Source organism: Sorangium sp. So ce281, from assembly GCF_051527395.1.
In the GTDB taxonomy this organism is placed as follows: Bacteria; Myxococcota_A; Polyangia; order Polyangiales; family Polyangiaceae; genus Sorangium; species Sorangium cellulosum_B.
In genome coordinates this window covers 5,116,604-5,138,358 of the sequence record NZ_CP150322.1, presented here as the reverse complement: position 1 = coordinate 5,138,358, position 21,755 = coordinate 5,116,604, and the positions used below count along the sequence as shown (strand labels likewise).

Here is a 21,755-nt window from a genome sequence, read left to right as displayed (position 1 = left end):
CGTCCGTGAGCCGGTGTCATGCGGGGCGCGGCGCTCGCCGCGCCGCGCCGGAAGGGGGCGGCAGGAGGCCTTCCTCGACGCAGCGATCGAGGTAGCGGTAGAGGAGCGCGCGATCGATCGGCGGGCACGTGATGCCGGTGCCGGCCAGGCCGCGCTCCAGGTTGTCGCAGCGCACGCGCCCGATGCCGAAGGTCGCCTCTCCGTCGGCCGGGGCCGACTGCAGGTCGAAGAACGCGAGCGTGGCGCTGTCCGCGGCGTCGGCGCCGTCCTTCAGCCGCGCGCGCCACGCCGCGACAGGGCGCCGCTCGACCGGGTAGCCGTAGTCGCGCGTCCAGTCGAAGAGCTCCGTCAGCCGGACCTCGGGCGCAGGGGCGACGTTGACCACGGCGCCCGCGGCCTGCGCGGTGAGGGAGAGATGCACGATCGCGCGCCCGACGTAGTCGACGGGCGTCCACACCTCCCTCACGTCGAGATCGGGCAGGACGCCGGCGGGGATGCCGGCCCGCAGCAGGCGGAAGACCAGATCCTGCTCGTTGACGACGCCGGTGTCGGGCGCGCCGACGACGCGGCCCAGGCGGTACACGGCGACCGGCAGCCCGCGCTCCGCGGCCTGCTGCACCAGGCGCTCGGCCGCCCACTTGCTCTGCTGGTAGCCGTCGCGCAGGCCGGGGTGCGCCGGCACGAACGCCTCCGCGACCTCGGGGCTCGCCGCGATGCCCGGGGCCACGGCGAGCGTCGACACGTGGTGCAGCGGCTTGGGGCGCCCAGCCGCGGCCAGGCGGAGCGCCTCGCGGGTGCCGATCACGTTGGCGGCGCGCAGGCTGCGGTAGTCGCGCACGAGGCTGACCACCGCGGCGTTGTGGTAGATGGCGTCGCACTCCACGGCGAGCTGGTCGAACCGCGCGGCGCTCAGGCCGAGGCGGGGCTGCGTCAGGTCGGCGGGCACGGCGAGCACCCGCGCGTCGATGCCGCCCACCGGCAGGCGCTGCTTCGAGAGCGCCTGCAGGATCCGCTCCGCTGCGTGCGCCTCGCTCGCGGCGCGCACCAGGCAGACCACGGTCGCGTCGGTCTGCGTCAGGAGCTCGTGGAGCAGGTGCGCGCCGACGAAGCCGCTCGCGCCGGTGAGCACGACCTGCCGCGGGCGACCGCCGGCGCCGGACCACGCGAGCGATCGGGGGACGACGTCCTCGGGGAGCTCGGCGTCGGCGAGCATGGCGCCGGGGGGCTCGCCGCTCGTCTGCGCCGCCGCCGCCGCCGCCGCCGCCGCCGCCGCCGCGCCCTGCGCCTCGTCGAGGGCGCGCGCGAGCGCCGCGACGGTCGGGTGGCGGAAGACCATCGCGACGGGGATCTCCCGCCCGAGATCGACGCTGAGCCGGTTGGCGACCTGGATCGTCTGCAGCGACTGGCCGCCGCGCTCGAAGAAATCGTCGTGCGCCGACAGGCCGCTCACGCCGAGCACCTGCTCCCAGACCTGCAGCAGCTGCCGCTCGAGCGCCGTCGCGGCGGCCGGCGGCTCCGCCGCCGCGGCGATCGGCGCCTCCCGCAGCGCCTTGCGGTCGATCTTGCCGGAGCTCGTCCTCGGCAGCCGATCGGTGAGCACGAAGGCCGAGGGGACGGCGGCCGCGGGGAGCAGCGAGCGCGCGTGCCGGCGGAGCTCGGCCGGCGACGGGGCGGGGTCCCCGGCGACGAGGAACGCGGACAGGCGCTTGCCGCCGCCGGCCGAGGCGTGCCCGATCACGGCCGCCTCCCGCACGGAAGGGTGGCGCAGGAGCGCGGCCTCGATCTCGAGCGGATCGACGCGGTGGCCGCTGATCTTGAGCTCGTCGTCGACGCGCCCGACGAAGACCATCTGCCCGTCGTCCCGCTGGAGGACCAGGTCGCCGGTGCGGTACGCGCGCGGGCGGCCCTCCAGCTGGTCGAGCACGACGAAGCGCGCGGCGTCGAGGTCCGGCCGCCCGAGGTACCCCCTCGCCAGCCCGGGCCCGATGAGGTGGAGCTCGCCCACGGCGCCCCGCGGGACCAGCCGGCCGCGCGCGGACGTGTCGACGATGGCCGCGCGGACGCCGGGCAGCGGCGTGCCGATCGGCGCCCCGTGTCGGTCGTCTGGCGCCCCGTCCAGCGCGTCGCCGCCGCTCAGCGTGGCGGCCGAGGCGACGACGGTCGCCTCGGTGGGGCCGTAGGTGTTGAGCAGCCGCGCGCGCCGGCCGACGGCGCGGCGGAAGCGCTCGACGCGCTCGGGCAGCGCCGCCTCGCCGCCGATGATGACGGTGCGGACGCCCTCGGGGAGCGACGCCGCGCCGGTCGAGAGGCCGTAGGCGAGCTCGTGCCAGAACGCGGTCGGCAGATCCAGGACGGTGATCCGGTGCCGTTCGCAGGCGTCGAGCAGCCGCGGCACGGATTGCAGCATCTCGTCCGTGCGCAGCACCAGGGCGGCGCCCGCGCACAGGGTCAGGAAGATCTCCTCGACGCTGGCGTCGAAGTGCAGCGGCGCGAACTGCAGCACCCGGTCGTCGCGGCGCAGATCGTAGCGGTGGGTCGCGGCAGCGACGAAGTGGGCCAGCGCGCCGCGCTCGATCATGACGCCGTTCGGGCGGCCGGTGGAGCCGGACGTGTAGATGACGTACGCCAGGTGCTCCTCCGCGCCCTGGACCGGCGCCCGCGCGGGCGCGCCGTGGGTCGCCTCGTCCAGGAGCACGAGGCGCGCCGCGCGATCGCTCCCCACCTTCGCGGCGTGCTGCGACGTCGTGACGACGATCGCCGGTTTTGCGTCGTCGAGGATCGCCGCCGTCCTCGGCTGCGGCCCGTCCGGATCGAGGGGGAGGTAGCCCGCGCCGGCGTAGAGCGCGCCGAGGATCGCGGTGATGGCGCCGACGCTGCGCGGAAGGAGCACCGCGACCAGCGTGTCCGGCCCGGCGCCGAGCGCGACGAGCCGGGCGGCGAGCCGCCGGGCGGCGAGGTCGAGCTCGCCGTAGGTCACGCGCTCGAGACCGTGGTGGACGGCGGTCGCGTCCGGCCGTTCGCGCGCGCGCAGGGCGATCTGCTCGACGACGGGGCGCGCCGGCGCGGGCAGCGGGCCCCCGTCGAGCAGCGCGCCGGGCTGCCCGGCCGCCTGCGCGCCGGGCGCGCGCGCCGGGGCCCGGGGGAGGTCGATCTCGGCGCGATCGAGGGCCTGCTCGGGGGCGGCGGCGACCTCCTCCAGGAACGCGAGGAAGCGCCGCTGGTGCGCCGAGAGATCCTCCTCGCCGTAGCAGGCCGGGTTGGCGTCGAGGTCGAGCCGCGGCCCGCGCCCGTCCGACCTCGCGTAGATGCCGAACGACAGATCCTCGACCGGGCCGGCGGAGATGTTGTGCGCGACGCCGCGATGCCCCGCGAAGCGCAGGTCGTAATCGAACGGCATGATGTTGACGACCGGGCCGAACAGCCGGCGGCCGCCGCCGATCAGCCTGAGATCCCGGCGGAGCTGCTCGTAGCGGTAACGCAGGTGGGGCCGGATGGCCGCGAGCTCGGACGCGACCTGCCGGGCGACATCGACGAGGCGCGCGCCCTCCGCGACAGGCACCCGGAGCGGGACGATGTTCATGACCATGCCCGGGATGCGCAGCGACACCGAGCCGAGGCGCCCCATCACGGGCAGCCCCAGGACGATCTCGGGCGCGCCGGTGAGCCGGTGCGCGTACGCCGCGGTCGCGGCGATCACGACGTCCGGCCAGGTCGCCTTCGTCCGGCGCGCCACGTCCTTCAGCCGGTCGACGGTGGACGGCGCGAGCGACGCCGTCCGGCGCAGGCAGGCGCGCGACGCGGGCGCCGGCTCGTCGCCGAGGCTCACCGGCTCGGGCCGGTCGGCGAAGCGCTGCGTCCAGAAGGCGCGATCGCGCTCCAGATCGGGGGAGGCGCGGTAGGCCAGATCCTCGTCGACGACCCGGCGCAGCGACCCGAAGGCGCCGCTCTCGCTCGAGCGGCCCTCGGCGCGCGCGGTGGTGATCTCGGCCACCCGCCGCGCGATCAGCGAGAAGCCGTAGCCGTCCAGCGCGATGTGGTGCGCGCGCTGGTACCAGAAGAGCCGCTCGGGCCCCGCCGTGAACAGCGCCTCCGTGAAGAGGGGCCCGCGCGCGAGATCCACCGGCCTCGCGAGATCCTCGCGCATCCACGCCTCGGCCGCGGCGAACGCGTCCGGCGCCGCGCTGACGTCGACGCGGTGTACAGGGAAGTCAGGGGACGGGTCGAGGCGCTGGCGCGGCCCATCCGCCTCGCTCGTGAAGCGCACGTGCAGCGCCTCTGCCTCCGAGACGGCCTGACGTATCGCGGCCTCGAGGGTCGCGCGATCGATGGCCCCGCAGATCTCGACGCACTCGCCCGCGTTGTACACCGGGCTCGCGGGATCGAGCTGCTGGCCTAGCCAGATACCGTGCTGCGCGGCCGACAGCGGCCAGCGCGCGTCCTCGGGAGCGACCATGACGACAACCCTCCTGGTTCAACCGGTGCGCGACGGGACAGCCGCCAGAGGCACGCTCGCGGCAGGCGATCCGCGGCCCGCGACGACGGCGCAGAGGCGGCCGTGACGCCCGAGCCAGCGCCGTTGGAACGAAAGCGGAGCCCGCCGGCGCAACGGGGCCCGAGCCCCGCGAGCACGCAGGGCAGGGGCGCCGGACGTCGTCCCGACAGCCCGACAGCGGACCCGGCTCGATGACGCCGCGATGGGCGTGGCCACCTCGGCATCGACGAGCGAATGAAAATGAAAGCTACTTTCAAGTTCGTTTATGGTGAGGTAGGGTGGGCATTGTCAAGCGAATTCATTGGGACCCTCCCCGCGGGCCACCGTCCCGCGGGGACCTGTCCGCGCCAGCGAGGCACGGCGCCGGCGACCCGAGCGAGCGCGCGGATCGCGCCGGTTTCGGCCGCGATCTCGCGCTGCTCGGGCCTGCGGACGCCGCGACGGTTCGCGGACGCCGGAGACGCTCTCCGACCGCTTTCGCTTGACAACGCCGTTGGTAGCATGGCAGGTTCCGGTTTGAAAGTGAAAGTGACTTTCATTATTGAAAATGGGGTTCCACGATGGACAACCTGATGTCGAAGGCGACTGCTCCGCTCGACAGCCGGTGTGATCACTGCGGCGTCGCTGGACGTGCCGAGCCCGACGCCGTGCGCTGCGACTGCGGCAGCCTCCTCGCCCGGTATGTGCCCGGCGGCGTCGAGCTGAAGTGCCGGCGGTGCAAGCGCGTCGTCGTCGTCGTCCCGGTCCCGGCGGCGGAGGACGTGAGCGGTTGAATCGCCCAGCGCGCTGACATGACAGCTCGCGGCGGCGGCCCCTGGCCAGCGCGGTCTGCGCCGTCCGAAGAGGCCTGAAGGGCCGGCGAGCGAGACCCCACGACAACCAGCTTGCGCAGAGCCGGCCAGAGCGCCGCTTCGTCACGCTCCGGTGAGCATGCCCGGTGATCTCATGATTCGATTACAGCCCTTGCGTTGCGCCGCGCTGGCCGGGACTCTGGTCCTCGCCCCCTGCGGCGCCCTGTTGGCCTTCGCGGCGGACGCGCGGGCGAGCGAAGAGGCCCCTGCCGGAGAGGTCGGCGAGGGAGCGGCACCCGGGGCCGAGACAGCGCCGGCGGCGCGCGCCCCGGGCGACGGCGTCCCGCCCGCGGTGCGCCCGCCCGAGCTCACGGGCGCGGTCGAGGCGGCGTATCCCGAGGCGGCGCGCGAGGCGGGGGTGGAGGGGAGCGTCGTGCTGCGGCTGACGATCGACGCGGAAGGGCGCGTCACCAGCGCAGAGATCGCCGAGCCCGCGGGCCACGGGTTCGACGAGGCCGCGCAGCAAGCGGCGCTGCGCTTCCGCTTCACGCCGGCCCGGCGGGGCGACCGGAGCGTCGCGTCGCGCATCCTCTACCGCCACGACTTCCGGCTGCCTGCGCCGCCCCCCGCGGCCGCGCCGGTCGCGGGCGTCACCGGTGCCGCGCCCGTCACAGGACCCGCCGGTGCCGCGCCGGTCGCTGGCGCCTCGGGGCCAGCGCTGCCCGCGATCGAGGTGAGCGTGCGGGGGGCCTCCGAGGCCGAGCGGCTCCGGACCTCCGCGCAGGCGGTCCAGGTGATCGAGACCGTCGAGGCCAAGCGGCAGGCCGCGGATCTCGGCCAGGTGCTGGCGCGCGCCGAGGGCGTGAGCGTGCGCCGCCTCGGCGGGCTCGGCTCCGACGCGCGCTTCTCGCTGAACGGCCTCACCGACGACCGGATCCGCTTCTTCCTCGACGGCGTGCCGCTCGACCTCGCCGGGCACTCCTTCGGGGTCGCCAACGTGCCGGTCAACCTCGTCGAGCGCGCCGAGATCTACCGCGGCGTCGTCCCGCTGCGCTTCGGCACGGACGCGCTCGGCGGCGCGGTGAACCTGGTGACCGATCAGGACACGCGCGGCACGGGCGCGTCGGCGTCCTACCAGGTCGGCTCCTTCGGCACGTACCGGCTGACCCTCGGCGCGCGCCACGCGCACGCGCCGAGCGGCCTCTTCGCCCGCGCGAGCGGGTTCGTCGATCGCGCGCGGAACGACACCCCGATCGACGTCATGGCGTTCGACGAGAGCGGGCGCCTCTCGCCCGCGCGCGCCCGGCGGTTCCACGACGGCTACGTCGCGGCCGGCGGCGCGGCCGAGGTGGGGGTCGCCCGGCGGCCGTGGGCCGACCGCCTGCTCCTCCGCGCCTTCTTCACCTCGCACGACAAGGAGCTGCAGCACGGCCTGCTCGTCGACATGCTCGACGGCAGGGTCAAGTCGCCGCCCTTCGGAGAGGTCACCTTCGGCAGGCAGACCGGCGGCGCGCTGCTGCGGTATGCGCAGCCGTTCTTCGGGAGGGCGCGGCTCGACGCCCTCGCGGGGTACGCGTACGCGCGCACGACCTTCGTCGACGTGGCCACGTGCACCTACGGCTGGTCGGGCGGCTGCGTGGAGCGCCCGTATCGGGGGGAGGTCGGGGACGACGCGAACGACCAGCAAGTCCGCCAGCACACCACCTTCGCCCGCGTCAACCTGGCCTGGCACCCCGCGACCGAGCACCGCCTGCGCTTCGGGCTCTCGCCGAGCCACGTGACGCGCACCGGGAGGAACCTTGTCGTGGCCGAGCCCGAGAAGGACCCGCTGACCGCGGAGCGGGAGCTGTGGAGCGGCGTGGCAGGCGTCGAGTACGAGGCGAGGCCGTTCGAAGACCGGCTCGCGAACATCACCTTCGCCAAGCTCTACCTCCAGGGCGTCCGCACCCGGGAGCACCTGCCGAGCGGCCGGATCGGCGACGTCGATCGAACGAGCCACCGGGCGGGGGCAGGGGACAGCCTGCGCTTCCGCTTCACCGACGCCCTCTACGCCAAGGCCTCGTACGAATACGCCACCCGCCTGCCGACGCCGGAGGAGCTGTTCGGCGACGGAGGGCTCATCGTCAGGAACGTCCACCTGGAGCCGGAGGCGAGCCACAACGTCAACGTCGGCGTGACCCTGGAGCGCGCGGAGACCGGCGCGGGACAGCTCCGGTTCAGCGCCAACGGCTTCGGTCGCTTCACCGAGGATCTGATCACGCTGCGGAGGCACCTGGGCTACTCGGAGTACGGAAACACGCTGTCGGCGCGATCCATCGGTATCGAGTCGACCGCCGGGTGGACCTCTCCGGGCGACTGGCTGTCGGTCGACGGTCACGTCACATGGCAGGACTTCCGGGACGGCTCGACCGGCGTTCGCATCCAGAACCTCCCGTACCTCTTCGGCGGGGTCGCGGCGCGCGCGCGGTGGCCCGAGATCGCGGCGCGGCGTGATGTCCTGTCGCTGACCTGGCACGCCGATTACGTACACGCCTTCTTCGTCGGCCCGGAAGGCCGCGGCGCAGCCGGCTCCAAGGCGGAGATCCCGTCGCAGCTCGTGCACACGCTCGCGCTCACGTACCTGGTCGAGCGCGGCGGATGGACGGTGAGCTCGACCGTCGAGGTGCAGAACCTCACCGACGAGAAGGCCTTCAGCTTCTACGGCGTCCAGCGCCCCGGGCGAGCGACCTACGCCAAGCTCGCCTTGAGCCTGTGAGCCGATGTTCGTGCGACGGCAGTCGAAACCCGACACAAGGAGATCCTTCATGTTATTTCGTGCGCGCTACGCGAATGCCCTCCTCTTGAGCCTGCTCCTCCCGTGCTTCGTCGCCTGCGGCGACGACACGAGCGATGGCACGAGCAGCGCCGGCGGCGAAGGCACCGGAGCCACCGGCGGCACGGGGGGGACGCCCGACGCTGGGCCGGCGTACGCCCTCACGGTCCAGGTGTTCGGGCCGGACGGCGGCGACACCCAGAGCTACATCATCGTGACGGACGACATCGACTCCGATGAGACGCTGTCGCTGGACGACGCCATCGAGGTGCAGGGGCGCGCCCTCGGCGTCGGGCGGGACGGCGGAGGCGCGGTGTTCGTGGCGAGCGACGCCGCGGCGACCGTGACCCGCTACGACCTGCAGGCGGACGGCAGCCTCGAGGAAGGCGATACCGTGAGCTTCCAGGGCAAGGGCCTCGCGAAGCTCGGCGAGTACGGCGCCCAGTTCCACTTCGTCTCGGAGACCAAGGCGTACTTCTTCGATGGTCCCACCGCCCAGGTGGTCGTCTGGAACCCTCAGGAAATGACGGTCACCGGCGACATCCCGCTCCAGGATCTCGTGATCCAGGACGCCACCCTCACGTACTCCTCGTCGTCGCCGCTGGTCCAGGGCGACGACGTGATCACCTTCGGCGGCTGGCGGATCGGCCCGGAGGTCCCGAGCGTGGCCGCGGTCGTCGTCGTGGACGGCGCGACGGACGAGGCGACCGTCGTCACCGACGATCGCTGCGGTTACGTGCGCGATGGGGTCGCGGGGCCCGACGGCATGATCTACGTGGCCACCGAGGCGTACGGCGCGGCGGTGCACCGGCTCAACCCCGACAACGCGGCCGCCCCCTGCATGCTGCGCTTCGACCCCGAGACGAGGCAGTTCGACCCCGAGTTCCACGTCGAGCTGAGCACGCTGTTCGACGGCGACGCCGCCGGCTCGCTCTTCGGCGGTCCGGACGGCAAGGCGTTCCTGCGGGTGCTCGACGAGAGCCTCTTCGCGATCGCGGACGACACCCACCCGCGCGTGCTGGCGAGCGCCGCGGCGTGGCGGTGGGCGAGCGTGACGCTCGGCGATACGCCGACCGCCACGGTGCTCGACGCCGCGCCCGGCGGCGGCAGCGTCCTGAGCGTCGCGCTCGGCGACCGCACCTTCCTGCTGGAGTTCCAGGGCCAGGAGTCGACGACGCTCCGCGAGATCGGCGAGGACGGGCCCGGCGAGGCGGGCGTGAGCGCGCCTGGGCTCACCTTCTCCGTCGCGAAGATCCGATGACGCTCGCGCCCGATCGCGAAGGAGCGACGAGGGACGACGCCGCGCGAGGGCCCCGTTCGCCGCGGGGCCCACGCGGGCGGCCGCGTTACGGCGCGATCATGAAGGTCGTGCGGCGCGTGCACATGTACCTGGGCTTGCTGCTGTTCCCCTGGATACTGCTGTTCGGGATCAGCGGCACGCTGTTCAATCACCCGCAGATCGGGCGAGACATCGACAGCCGGTCGCTCTCGGGAGAGCGGCTGTCGGCGCTCACCGGGTTCCAGCCCTGGGATCCCGGCGAGCTCGCGCGCCAGGTCGTCGAGCAGCTCAACGCCGGCTCGCCCTCGCGCTACACGCTCGATCCGGGGACCCCGGGCGCGTTCTCCGGGTGGCCCCTGCTCGCGGCGCCGCGCGCCGACGGGGGACGCCAGGTGGTGATCCTGCGCCTCGACGACGGGAGCGCGACCGTCTCCAGCCACCCTCCCGAGCCCGAGGCCCCCGCGCCCCCGTTTGCCGGCGTCGCGATCGACCTGCCTGGACACAGGATGGCGGCGGTGCAGGAGCAGATGAAGGATCTCCTGCCCAGCATCGGCGTCGACGCCGCGGGGCCGCTGCGCGCCCACCCGAAGATCAGCCCCGAGCTGCGCTTCGGCATGCGGGACGCGGACGGCCGCGCCTGGAACGTCGCGTACAACCTGGGCACGGGGCGGCTCGACGGGCGCCCGGCCGGCGCGCGGGGGTGGCCTCGCTTCGTCGAGGTGCTCGAGACGCTCCACAAGACGCACCACTTCCCCGTGCACGGCGGCGCGGCGTGGCTCTGGGCGCTCTTCGCGGACATCACCGGGATCACGCTGGTCGTGTGGGCGCTCAGCGGCCTCGCCATGTGGTGGCAGATGAAGCCCTCGCGGGTCCTCGGCGCCCTCGCGATCGCCGCCGCCGTGGCGCTCGCCGCGGCGGTGATGGTCGGCACGGCGTCGGACGCGCTGTTCGGACACGTCGCGAAGGAAGGCCCCTAGAATACCGATCGGCTCGGAAACCAGAGAGATGAACCGCCAAGGACGCCAAGACGCCAAGAAGACAATGAATTTAAAATCTTGGCGTCCTTGGCGTCCTTGGCGCCTTGGCGGCTCATTCCTTGCTCGAACGAAGCCAGACGAGGATCAGGCGCCCAGCGTGGCGCCGCCGTCGACGCAGAGGTCGTGCATCGTGATGTGCCGCGCCTCGTCCGAGAGCAGGAACAGCACCGCGCTGGCGACGTCGTCCGTCGTGGCGATCCGGCGCAGCGGGACGCCCAGCCGGAACGCCTCGGGGGCGCCGGCGATGACCGCCTGAGCGCCGCGATCGTCCGCCCAGAGCGCGCGCTGCATCGGCGTGTCCGTCGAGCCAGGGGACACCACGTTGCACCGGATGTCGTGCTGCGCGAGCTCCAGGCCGAGGCACTTCGTCCACTGGGCCGCGGCGGCCTTCGAGGCCGCGTAAGCGCCCATGTTCATCCGCGGCGTGCGCGCGGCGTTGGACCCGACCGTCACGATCGACCCCGATCGGCGCGGCACCATGCGGCGCGCCACGGCCCGGCTCACGTTGAACACCCCCCGGGTGTTGACAGCGAAGGTGCGCTCCCAGTCGTCGTCGCTCAGCGAGAGGGCGCCGCCCACGCGCAGCACGCCGGCCACGTTGACGAGCATCTCGAGGGGGCCGAGCTCGCGCTCGATCCGCTCCACCGCGCCGTCGACCGCCTCGCCGTCGGCCACGTCCACCGCGAACGCCGCGGCGCGATGGCCGCTCGCCCGGAGAGCGGCGACGACGGCGCCCAGGCGCTCCCGGTTCGCGTCCACCGCCGCCACCGCGGCGCCCCGCGCGGCGAGCCTCCGGGCGACGGCCTCGCCGATCCCCTGGGCGGCGCCCGTGACGAGCGCCGCCTTGTGCTTGAACTCCATCGATCGCTCCCGTCAGGCCCTGTCGAGCCCGTCCATGATCCGGTGCCGCTCCGCGTGGTACGCCTCCTCGGACTGGCTCGCCTTCCAGTAGGGGATCGCGTACAGCGCCTCGCGCCCGAGCCCGCGCTCGTCGAGCAGGTGATCGCGGATCGCGACGACGGACGACGACTCGCCCGCCGCCCAGGCGAAGACGCGGCCCGCTGGCCACTCCAGGGCGCGGACGGCCGCCTCGAGCCGGGGGCCCGGGGCGTGCTCGCCCTGCAGGTCGATCCAGGTCAGCGCCACGTGCGGCGGGCGATCGATCTCCTGCACGTCCGCCGCGTCGGGGACCGCAACGAGGGCGTGGCCGCGCGCCGTCTTCGGCAGGGCCTCGAGCAGCGCGCCGATGGCCGGCAGCGCGCAGAGATCGCCGGCCAAGAGGTACCAGTCCGCGGGACCGAGCATCGGATCGGGGCCGCCCGGCCCGGCGATGCCGATGCGGTCGCCCGGCCTGGCGCGCTGGGCCCACCGCGACGCGGGGCCGTCGTCCCCGTGCAGGACGAAGTCCACGTCCAGCTCGCCGGCCTGCGCGTCGAACCTGCGCACCGAGTACGTGCGCGTGATCGGCCGCCGCGGCATCGGAGGCCAGACGGGGCCGTCCGGGCCCAGCGTGGGCAGCTCCGGCGCCGCCTGGTCGCCGCGCGGGAAGAAGACCTTGATGTGCGCGCCGCCCGAGCGCGCGGGGAACCCCGCGATCGCCGCGCCGCCCAGCGTGATCCGCCGCATGCGGGGGGAGATCGCGGTCGTGCGCAGCACCTCGAGGAGGCGCGGCGGGGTGCGCGCCACCGTCCTGGGTGGGGATGTCGCGACCTGATTCATGGTGACCTGTGCCATGGGGAAGCCGTCCTGGGGCAAGCTCGGCCTGTCAGCGGGCGGCTTCCTGGAGGGGCGCCTCCGCGCGGTGCCGGGGCGCTGACCTCGCCTCGCGCGGCAGCCGGGCCGACAGCAGCTCCCACCAGTGCCCGAGCGTCGGCAGCTCGGCGAGGTCCACGAACGCGACGTCGATCCCCGCGGCGCGCCACCGCTCGACGAGCGTCATGAGCCGTATCGAGTCGAGCCCCAGATCGAGGATGCCGTCGCGATCGGAGATCGCCGAGGGGAGCTGGTCGAGGACCTCGGCCACGTCGCCGCGCAGGCGCTCGACCCACGGCGCCCGGTCCTGCGCCGCCCCGAGCTGCGCCGGCGCCGCCGCGTCGCGCTGCGAGGCGCTCGCCCGCTCGCGGGGCGCGAGCGCGGCCAGGACGTCGCTCGCCGGCAGCGCCACGCCGCACCGCTGCGCCACGTAGGCGATGGCCATGTCGTGCTGCTGCCGCGAGAAATCGGCGGTCCCGTCGGTCACGAGGAACGGCTGGACGTCGTTCATGAACGCTTCGCACGCGGTCAGCAGGCACCCGATGTGCGCGTACACGCCGCACACGATCAGCTGATCGCGGCCCCACCGGCGCAGGAGATCCAGGAGCTCCGTTCGCTGGAAGGCGCTGTAACGCCACTTGGTGAGCACGGTGTCGGCGCTTCCCGGCGCGAGCTCGCGCACGATCTCGTGTTTGTCGGGCTGCTGCGTCAGCCCGGGCCCCCAGAGATCCGTCAGCAGGCCGCGCTGGGCCCTCGTCTGCTCGGCGGGCTGCTTCGTGTAGACGACCGGGATCCCGCTCGCCGCGCACCGCTCCCGGAGCAGGCGGACACTCTCGATCAGCTCGACCATCGGGGACGCGCTCGCGTCGTAGAAGCCGAGGAAATACTCCTGCATATCGTGGATCAAGAGGACGGAGCGCCCCGGGTCCGGCCGCCATGACACCCGGCTCTCCGGGAGCTCCTCGGCGCGTGGCATGCGGTAGGTCTGGATGCGGGGGATGGCCATGGTCGTTCCTCTCTTCTCTCTCTTCTGGTCGCAGCGCTCCTGTCGATGGAACGGGCCGCGGGCGCCGCTGCGCCGCCTGGGCCCGCGCTGTCCTCTCAGGCGCGCGCGCCCTGCGCGAGCCTGTCGGCGATCCACCGGCGGAGCGTCTTCTTGTCCACCTTGCCGACGCTCGTCGTCGGGAGGGCGTCGAGCCACTCGATGCGATCGGGCACCTTGAACTGGGCGACGCCGCGCTCGCGCAGGAAGGCGTTGATCTCCCTCGCCGGCGGCGGCTGCCCGCGGGCCACGAGGAACGCGCACGAACGCTCGCCGAGGTGGGCGTCCGGCATGGCGACGAGCGCCGCGTCGCGCACCGCCGGGTGGGCGAGGACGTGGTTCTCGACCTCCTCGGCCGCGATCTTCTCGCCGCCGCGGTTGATCTGATCCTTGGCGCGGCCCTCCACGACGAGGTAGCCCTCTCGGGTCCGCCGCACGAGATCGCCCGTGCGGTAGAAGCCGTCGCGCGTGAACGCCTTCTCGTTGTGCGCGTCGGCCCTGTAATAGCCGCGGATCGTGTAGGGCCCTCGCGTGAGCAGGTGACCGACCTGCCCGGGCTCGACGTCGCGGTCGTCGTCGTCCACGACGCGGACCTCGTCGTGGGGCGAGATGGGCCGGCCCTGCGTCTCGAGCGCGATGGCGTCGGGGTCGTCGAGGCGGGTGTAGTTGACGAGCCCCTCCGCCATCCCGAACACCTGCTGCACCTTGCAGCCCAGGGTCGGCCCCACGCGGCGCGCGACCTCCGCGGGGAGCCTGGCGCCGCCCACCTGGAGCACCTTCAAGCTCGACAGGTCGTGCCGCGCCGCCCGGGCCGACTCCAGCCAGACCGAGGCCAGCGGCGGCACGAGCGCCGTCATCGTGACCCGCTCCCGCTCGATCCACGGGAACGCCTCGTCCGGGCTGGGCCGGCGGCAGAGCACCACCCGGCCGCCGGCGTGGAGCACGCCCAGGCTCCCGGGCGAGCTGAGCGTGAAGTTGTGCGCGACGGGGAGGACCGCGAGGTAGACGCTGCCCTCGTCGAGCCCGCAGATCTCCGCGCTGGCCCGCACGCTGTAGAGGTAGTCGTCGTGCGTCCGCGGGATGAGCTTCGGTACGCCGGTGCTCCCGCCCGACAGCTGGAAGAAGGCGACGTCCCCCGCGGCGGGCTCCGGGAGCTCGACGGGCTCCCGGTCCAGGCCGGAGAGCGCCGTGTGCTCGCCCGGCTCGCCGGCCACGAGCACGTGCCGCAAGGTCCCGACGTCGCGCCGGATCTGGCTCGCCAGCGCGCGGTAATCGAACCCGCCGTCCCGGTCGGCGATGACGTACGCGGCCGCCTCGGTGTGCTCGCAGAAAACCGCGATCTCGGCGCGGCGGTGCGCGGGCAGGGCCAGCACGGGGAGCGCCCCGAGCCGGAACAGCGCGAAGCACACCTCGAAGAACTCCGCGATGTTCGGGAGCTGGACGACGACGCGATCCCCCGGCCGGAGCCCGAGGTGCAGGAGGCCCGCGGCGAGGCGATCGGCGCGCCGATCGAGCTCACCGTAGCTCAGCCGGCGATCGCCGCTGACGAGCGCGATCCGATCCGGGTGCCGCGCGGCCCGCTCGCGGAGCAGGCGCCCGAAGGTCTCGCCGCGCCAGTAGCCGGCGCGCCGGTAGAGATCGGCCAGCTCGGCCGGCCACGGAGTCCAGCCGTCGAGCGCCTGCGGTCGCGCCTGCGCGGGCGCCTGCCGGCGCTCCTCCGGAGCGCTCACGCCCGCTCCGGCGCCTGGTCGAGGCCGAGCGCGTTCAGCATGGTCCCGAGCTTGGCGGTGGTCTCGGCGAGCTCGTGCTCGCCGCTCGATCCGAGGACGATCCCGGCCCCGGCATAGAGGCGGAGCGCCCGGCCGGCGACGTCGGCGCAGCGGATGACGACCGCCCACTCGCCGTCGCCGCTGGCGTCGGACCAGCCCACGAGCCCCGTGAAGAACCCGCGATCGAACCGCTCGATCGCCTCGATGGCGTCGCGGGCGCGCTCCGTGGGGTAGCCGCACACCGCGGGCGTCGGGTGCAGCGCGGTGGCCAGCTTCATCGAGGAGATCGAGAGATCGCGCAGCTCCCCGGTGAGCCGGCTCGACAGGTGCCACAGCGTCGGGGTCTGCGTGAGCGACGGCTCGTCGGGGACGCTCAGGCGCCGGCAGAACGGCCGGAGCGCGGCGGCGACGGCGTCGACGACGATCGCGTGCTCGTGCCGGTCCTTCTCGGACGCGAGCAGCGCGATCGCCCGCCGGCGGTCCTCGTCGGGGTCCGGGCTGCGGACCGCGGAGCCGGCGAGCGGATTGGCGATCACCCGGAGCCCGGAGCGGGACAGGAGCAGCTCCGGGCTCGCGCCGAGGAGCGTCCGCGCGCGCGAGGTCGGGACGCCGCGCTCGGAGCTGGACAGCCCCGCGGTCGGATCCGAGAGGTTGGCCGCGAAGGTGTAGCCGCTCCGGTTCTGCTGCGAGAGGCGCTGGAGGACGAGGCGGAGATCGACCGGCTCTCGCAGGACCATCTCCAGCATCCTGGACAGGACCACCTTGCTCAGCGCCCCGGACCGCATCAGGCCCACCGCCGTCTCGACGCCGCGCACGTAGTCGCGGGGCTCGGGGATCTGGCGCAGCTCCTGGATGGTGATCGGCAGCTGCGACCGCGGCGACTCCGACGTGGGGTTGAGCGGGCCCGCGCTCTGGATCGCCCTCGGCACGATGAGGTGCGCCGGCGACGTGCTGTTGAACGGCACCGCGCCGACCACCACGGGGAAGCTCTGGCCGGCGCCGGCCCTCGACGCCGCCGCGAGCACCCTCGTGACGCGGTCCGCGAGGCGGTCGCCCTGATCCGCGCCGTTCGGCTCGAGGATCATGTCGTGTACGCCCTGCGCGAGGAGGGTGCGTGTCGGCGACGCGAAGAAGAACGCCGACTCAGGGGTGTATTGCTTCAACAGCTGCCCTGCGTTGACCGCGGGCAGCGCGACAGAGGCCGGTATCGAGATGGAACTCGTCACATTCAGCTCCGATGGGCGTCGAGAGCCACGTGGGCTCAGGTCATCGGGCGCTGGACGTCAGGTCTCGGGCCGCTCGTTTCCGATAACTGATAAAGAAAATCAGTTTCAAGTGACTCATGACACGTGCGTGCAAGACTGTCAAGGGACTCCCGGTTCTGTCTCGGGTGTGCGTCGCCGGTGGGCCCGTGGGCGGGGCGCTCTGGACCTTCGCTTCTGCGTTGACATCCTGCGTGACGGGTGCGACGAGTCGCCCCGCCATCGGTGCTCGTCCGGCCATCGCCTGGCGAGCTGAAAAGGGAACCCGGTGAGAATCCGGGACTGCCCCCGCAGCGGTGAACGGGAACGACCATCACCAAGAAGCACTGGGCATGCACCCGAGCAGCCTGGGAAGCGGTGATGTGTAGGAGAGCGACCGGCGACGGCCGCAGCGCCCGTGAGTCCGAAGACCTGCCGAGGTGCGCGCGCCGGTTCGCTGGCGCGCGCTGACCTGAGCCTTCGAGGGGAAGGCGCCCAGGCTCTCGACCACCTCGCTCGCGCGCGGTGCCGTGGCCCGTCACGCAGCCCCTCGCTTCGGCTCTCGGCTCACCCGGAGCAGCGCTGGGTCGACGCGGGCAGGCGGCGCGTGAATGGTTGATTCTTCTGATCGTCGGTCGCGTCGGCGCCGGAGCGCCGGCGCGGCGTGCTGGCTCGCGCTCGCCGCCTGCGGCGCCGTGGCGGCCCTGCCGGCCGCCCGCGCCGACGAGCCGCGCAGGCCGGAGGCCGAGCAGGAGGGCGGTCGCGCCGCCGCCCCGCCGGGGACGGCCCCGCTGGAGGTGCGCGTCGAGGGGGATCGCATGCGCGCGCCTGCGCCGCCCAAGGACAGGTCCGTCGCGGGGTCGGTGCTGGGCCGCGAGCGCCTCACCGGCGCGGGGCTCGGGGCGGCGGACGTGCTCCGCACGCAGCCGGGCGTCCTCATCGTCGAGTCGGGCGGCTTCGGCGGGCCGGCGACCGCGGCCCTCCGGGGAGCGACAGCAACGCAGACGCCGGTGTACCTCGCCGGCGTCCGCCTGAACGACGACGTCGTGGGCACGGCGGATCTCTCCCTCGTGCCCCTCTGGCTCATCGAGCGCGTCGAGATCTACCGTGGCCACGCGCCCATCGAGGCGGACCGCCTCGGCCCCGGCGGCGCGATCTTCTTCGAGCCGCGGCGGCCTTCCCGGACGACCGCCGGCGTCGGCGTCATGGCGGGCTCGCTCGGCGCGCGGCGCGGGTGGGCGTTTGCCGGCGCCAGCGCGGGCCCGGTGAGCTCGATCGTCGGGGTGAGCGCCGAGGCCGCGGAGAACCGCTACGCCTTCGTCGACGATCGCGGGACGCTCTTCGACGAGAGCGACGACACCGTGGAGCGCCGGCAGAACGCCGACGTGCGCACGATCGACGCCTGGGCGCTCGCGCGCGTCGAGCTCGGGGGCGGCGCGATCGTCGACGTGATCGCGAACGGCACCGATCGCGAGCAGGGCGTGCCGAGGCTCGCGCTCCTGCCGTCCCGGGAGGCGCGGGGGGAGTCGCGGCGCGCGCTGACGTCCGTCGCGGCGCGGGTGCCGTTCGGCGGAGAGGCGCAGCACACGCTCGAGGCGCGCACCTCGTTCATCGAGGCGCGGTCGGAGGTCCACGACCCGCTCTTCGAGCTCGCCCTGCTCACGCCGGAGCTCCGGCTCGCCGGCCGCCGCCTGGAGCAGACGCTCGGGGCGACGCTCTCCTTCGCCGACCGGCTCCGGGTGCGGCCCGTGCTCTCGGTCGCGCGCGAGGGCATCTCGCGCGCGCCGGACGACGTCCCGCTCGCGCGGGCGCGGCGCTCGTTCGCGCGCGGCGCCGTCAGCGCGGAGGCGCGCCTCGGCGAGGGGCTCGCGCTGCACGCCCTCGCGAGCGGGGAGTGCCACGCCACCGGCGCGGACCGGGAGCGCCCTTGCGACGTGCTCGTCCCGACCGGGCGGGTCGGCGTGGAGGTGGGGAGCGACCGGCTCCGGCTCCTCGCGACCGTGGGCCGCTACGTCCGCGTCCCGACGCTCGGCGAGGTGTACGGCGTCTCCGGCGTCGTCCACGGCAACGCGGCGCTCGAGCCGGAGTCGGGCGCCACGATCGAGGCCGGGATCCGGGCGCAGACGGGGCGCGGCGCCGTGCTGCGCGGCGCCTTCGTCGACGTGTTCGCGTTCGGGAGCGCGGTCTCCGGGCTCGTCGCGTACGAGAAGTCCGGCCAGGGCTACGTGAACCCGTACAACGTCGGCCGCGCCCGCGTCGTGGGCGCGGAGCTCCTGGCCGGGGTCGAGGTGACCCGGTTCCTCCGCGCCGAGATCGCGGCGACGCTGCTCGATCCGCGGGACACGACGCCGGGGCGGACGACCAGGAACGACCTCCTCCCGTTCCGCTCGCGCCTCGTCGTCGCGCCGCGCCTGCACGCCGAGTGGAAGCGCCCGGGCGGCGCCGTGTTCTCGGGCGCGTCGGGCGAGCTCCGGGCCGTGTACCAGTCGAGCCGGTACGCCGATCCCGCCGGGCTCGGCGTGATCGCGGAGCAAGCGACCCTCGACCTCGACGCGGAGGCGAGGTGGCTCGACGGGCACCTCACGGCGAGAGGTCGCGTCGCGGACCTCCTGGACGCGCGGCGTACGGATGTCGTCGGGTTTCCGCTCCCGGGACGGAGCGTGTTTTTCACACTGGAGTCAACATGGTGAAGATCAGTCTGTTTGCGATCGCGATCTCGGTTCCGCTCCTCGGGTGCAACGTGGATTCGCCGCCGCCGTCGACGGGCGGCGTCCACGGCGGCGGCGACGGCGACGCGTGCGAGCGCGGCGTCGTCATCGTGACGAGCGACTACCAGTCGACGAACATCGCTGTGTCGGCGCTCGACGGGACCACCCTGTCGCCCTCCTTCGTGTCGAGCGGCGCGGCGAAGCCGGGGCTCAGCCTCGCGCTGTCCGGCGACGTCGACGTCCCGACGGCGGCGCCGCCGTCCGGCCGCGTGGTCCTGCTCGATCGGTTCGGCACGAACGTGATCACCTGGATGGATCTCGAGACCGCCGAGGCCCTGGCGCAGCTCCCGGTCGGGCAGGGGTTCGAGTCGAACCCTCAGGACTACATCGAGGTGGGCGCGGACCGCGCGCTCGTGTCGCGCTACGGGAGCAACCCGAGCCCGGGCGTGGAGCCGTTCGACGAGGGCGGCGATCTCCTGATCCTCGACACGAAGGAGTACTCCGTCGCGGGGCGCATCGCCCTGCCGGAGGAAGAAGGGCTCCTGCCGCGCCCGTCGGGGATGGCGCGCCTCGGCGACGAGGTGGTCGTGGCCCTCGGCCGGCTCGCCGCGGACCTCTCGACCACGGGTGAAGGGCGCTTCGTCGGCGTCTCGCCGGAGCAGGGCGCCGTCACATGGACGGTCGACGTGCAGGGGCTCTACGGCTGCGGGCGTCTCGCCGTGTCGCCCTCGGGAGAGCGGCTGGCGGTCGCCTGCTCGAGCCGCTTCGACGCCGAGACGATGGAGTACGATCCGGCGACGAGCGACATCGTGATCTACGACGCTCGCACCTCGCCCCCGGAGGAGATCGAGCGGCTCGGCGTGGCGAAGGCGCTCGGCGCCGCGGTCCAGCCGACGCTCACGTTCGCCTCCGAGGACGTCCTCCTCGGGACGGCCTACGCGGGCAGCGCGTCCGCCGGGGACCGCGCCTTCTCCGTGAGCATCGCCACGGGCGAGGTCACGACGCTCGCCCAGGCGACCCAGTCCTACGCCTTCGGCGGCGTCCACTGCTCGCCCGGCTGCGGCGACGTCTGCCTGCTGAGCGACGCGGAGAGGAGCAAGCTCCGGCGCTGGAAGGTGGCGGCGAACGGCGCGCTCGAGCCGCTGGAGGACGCGACCGTCGACACCGAGATCGGGCTCCCGCCGCGAGGGATCGGCGGGCTCTGATCGGCCCCGCGGGCGGTGCGGTGGGCCGGTCGAGCGAGATGTCGTGGTGAGCTCGTTTGCATGAACGCGCGGCCGACGCTGGCGGTGCGCGCCGTCGCGGGCCACAACCCGGGCCTATGCCGCTCAGCGAAGCGCGTCCGGCCGATCCGCTCGACGACCTCGTCGCGCTCCTGCGCGGCAAGCGGATCGTGGCGCTGACGGGCGCGGGGTGCAGCACCGAGTCCGGCATCCCCGATTATCGAGGCCCCGAGACGCGGCGCCGCGCGCGGAACCCGATCCAGGGGCGGGAGTTCTCCTGCTCGGCCGAGATCCGGCAGCGCTACTGGGCGCGCGCCGTGATCGGCTGGGAGCGGTTCTCCAGGGCCGAGCCCAACCCCGCCCACCGCGCCCTCGCGCGGATCGAGCAGGCGGGGCAGCTCGAGGGCCTCATCACGCAGAACGTCGACGGCCTCCACCAGGCCGCGGGCAGCCGCCGCGTCATCGAGCTGCACGGGACGCTCGCCGAGGTCGCCTGCCTCGCGTGCGGCGCGATGGAGCGGCGCGCCGCCCTCCAGGAGCGGCTCCTCGCGCAGAACCCCGGCTGGCTGCGCCTCGCGGCCGACCTCGCCCCCGACGGCGACGCCGACCTGCCCGCCGAGCGCGTGGCGGGCTTCCGTGCGCCGCCGTGCCTCCGCTGCGATGGGCCGCTCAAGCCGCGCGTCGTCTTCTTCGGCGAGAACGTGGCCCGGCCGATCGTCGATGCGGCGTTCGCGCTGGTGGACGCCGCGGACGCGCTGCTCGTCGTCGGCTCGTCGCTGGCGGTCTTCTCGGGCTACCGCTTCGTGCTGCGCGCCGCGCAGCGAGGCACCCCGATCGCCATGATCAACCTCGGCTCCGCGCGCGGCGAGGAGCTCGGCGCGCTGAAGATCGAGGCCCGCGCCGGCGAGGTGCTGCCGCGCCTCGCCGAGGCGCTCGGCGCCGGCGCGACCGCGGCGCCCCGCTGAGGCGTCGAGGCGCCGAGCGCCGGCGCGCGCGCGGCGCCGGCGTCACCCGCGCCGGTACATCACGTCGCTGCGGAGGACGTACTTGCTCCCCCGTGTCACGGCGGCGCCGCGGTGGAGCCGGCGGTGCTCGAACAGGAGCGCCATCCCGCGCCGCGGGGCGATGCTCCGGCCGCCCCAGAAATCGGTCGTGCCGCCCTCGAAGTCGTCGTTCAGGTAGATCATCGCGGTGAACAGGCTCCGCTCGCCGTCGGATCGCACGAACGACCCGTCGCCGTGCCAGTTGAAATATTCGCCCTTGGTATACCGATAGTAGCGGAAGCGCTCGTTCAGCCCGACGGCGCGGTGGAGGCCGAAGCTCGGCGGCATCCACCGCGCGAGCCGCTCCCAGAGGCTCGCGGCGAGGTCCGGATCGTCGAGGATGACGCGGCCGTTGTTGCGCACCTCGAGGTTGATGACCTCGGTGCCTCCGATCGGCGCCTGCTCGAAGCCTCGCGCCTCGGCGAGCGCGATGAAGCCCTCGCACTCCTCGGGCGACAGGACGTTCGTCACCGTGAAGATGCGGAGATCGTCGGTGGGGTCGGTGCACTGGGCGGTGCGTTCGGCGTGCGGGGTGCTCATGCGGGAAGCGTGGGTCCGGGCGGACC

Annotated in this window: 14 protein-coding genes and 1 riboswitch; of the genes, 7 read left to right on the top strand and 7 right to left on the bottom strand. The window is 73.9% G+C overall.

Annotated elements, in window-relative coordinates:
* Positions 1 to 16: 16 nt before the first annotated feature.
* Positions 17 to 4,453: a myxochelin non-ribosomal peptide synthetase MxcG gene (gene mxcG, locus WMF27_RS19465; RefSeq protein WP_437767392.1), complete on the bottom strand. Its 4,437-nt coding sequence runs from the start codon at positions 4,451 to 4,453 to the stop codon at positions 17 to 19.
* Positions 4,454 to 5,052: 599 nt separating this feature from the next.
* On the opposite strand from mxcG, the gene WMF27_RS19460 reads away from it, so the two are divergent.
* From WMF27_RS19460 to WMF27_RS19445, 4 genes are all read left to right on the top strand, one after another.
* Positions 5,053 to 5,265: a hypothetical protein gene (locus tag WMF27_RS19460; protein ID WP_437944370.1), complete on the top strand. Its 213-nt coding sequence runs from the start codon at positions 5,053 to 5,055 to the stop codon at positions 5,263 to 5,265.
* 172 nt (positions 5,266 to 5,437) lie between these two features.
* The gene (gene mxcH / locus WMF27_RS19455; protein WP_437767394.1) at positions 5,438 to 8,038 is read left to right on the top strand and encodes a TonB-dependent siderophore myxochelin receptor MxcH; all 2,601 of its coding nucleotides are present in this window, start codon (positions 5,438 to 5,440) and stop codon (positions 8,036 to 8,038) included.
* A gap of 49 nt (positions 8,039 to 8,087) precedes the next feature.
* Positions 8,088 to 9,356, top strand: coding sequence for a hypothetical protein (locus WMF27_RS19450; RefSeq protein ID WP_437767395.1), 1,269 nt, complete (start codon positions 8,088 to 8,090; stop codon positions 9,354 to 9,356).
* Between the two features lie 98 nt (positions 9,357 to 9,454).
* Complete coding sequence (locus tag WMF27_RS19445) at positions 9,455 to 10,351, top strand: PepSY domain-containing protein (RefSeq protein ID WP_437767396.1); 897 nt, start codon at positions 9,455 to 9,457, stop codon at positions 10,349 to 10,351.
* A 144-nt stretch (positions 10,352 to 10,495) separates the two neighbouring features.
* On the opposite strand, the gene WMF27_RS19440 is transcribed toward WMF27_RS19445, so the two are convergent.
* The 5 genes from WMF27_RS19440 to dhbC form a co-directional block, all read right to left on the bottom strand.
* Positions 10,496 to 11,272: a 2,3-dihydro-2,3-dihydroxybenzoate dehydrogenase gene (locus tag WMF27_RS19440; protein WP_437767397.1), complete on the bottom strand. Its 777-nt coding sequence runs from the start codon at positions 11,270 to 11,272 to the stop codon at positions 10,496 to 10,498.
* Between the two features lie 12 nt (positions 11,273 to 11,284).
* Positions 11,285 to 12,130, bottom strand: a complete 846-nt coding sequence (locus WMF27_RS19435) for a siderophore-interacting protein (protein ID WP_437769834.1) — start codon at positions 12,128 to 12,130, stop codon at positions 11,285 to 11,287.
* Between the two features lie 46 nt (positions 12,131 to 12,176).
* Positions 12,177 to 13,169, bottom strand: a complete 993-nt coding sequence (locus WMF27_RS19430; RefSeq protein ID WP_437767398.1) for an isochorismatase family protein — start codon at positions 13,167 to 13,169, stop codon at positions 12,177 to 12,179.
* Positions 13,170 to 13,264: 95 nt separating this feature from the next.
* Positions 13,265 to 14,935: a (2,3-dihydroxybenzoyl)adenylate synthase gene (locus tag WMF27_RS19425; protein WP_437767399.1), complete on the bottom strand. Its 1,671-nt coding sequence runs from the start codon at positions 14,933 to 14,935 to the stop codon at positions 13,265 to 13,267.
* Complete coding sequence (gene dhbC / locus WMF27_RS19420) at positions 14,932 to 16,200, bottom strand: isochorismate synthase DhbC (RefSeq protein ID WP_437767400.1); 1,269 nt, start codon at positions 16,198 to 16,200, stop codon at positions 14,932 to 14,934. The genes WMF27_RS19425 and dhbC overlap by 4 nt, the downstream gene beginning before the upstream one ends.
* 242 nt (positions 16,201 to 16,442) lie before the next feature.
* Positions 16,443 to 16,669: riboswitch (cobalamin riboswitch) on the top strand.
* A gap of 157 nt (positions 16,670 to 16,826) precedes the next feature.
* Here dhbC and WMF27_RS19415 point away from each other — a divergent pair.
* The 3 genes from WMF27_RS19415 to WMF27_RS19405 all read left to right on the top strand — a co-directional run bounded on the left by WMF27_RS19415 (position 16,827) and on the right by WMF27_RS19405 (position 21,111).
* Entirely contained in the window at positions 16,827 to 18,905 is a 2,079-nt protein-coding gene (locus WMF27_RS19415) for a TonB-dependent receptor domain-containing protein (protein WP_437767401.1), read from the top strand.
* The gene (locus tag WMF27_RS19410; protein WP_437767402.1) at positions 18,899 to 20,128 is read left to right on the top strand and encodes a hypothetical protein; all 1,230 of its coding nucleotides are present in this window, start codon (positions 18,899 to 18,901) and stop codon (positions 20,126 to 20,128) included. The genes WMF27_RS19415 and WMF27_RS19410 overlap by 7 nt, the downstream gene beginning before the upstream one ends.
* Before the next feature lie 116 nt (positions 20,129 to 20,244).
* The gene (locus WMF27_RS19405; protein WP_437767403.1) at positions 20,245 to 21,111 is read left to right on the top strand and encodes an NAD-dependent protein deacetylase; all 867 of its coding nucleotides are present in this window, start codon (positions 20,245 to 20,247) and stop codon (positions 21,109 to 21,111) included.
* A gap of 42 nt (positions 21,112 to 21,153) precedes the next feature.
* Here WMF27_RS19405 and WMF27_RS19400 read toward each other — a convergent pair whose 3' ends face one another.
* A complete protein-coding gene (locus WMF27_RS19400) occupies positions 21,154 to 21,729 on the bottom strand; it encodes a prolyl hydroxylase family protein (protein ID WP_437767404.1) in 576 nt (191 codons plus the stop codon).
* Positions 21,730 to 21,755: the final 26 nt, after the last annotated feature.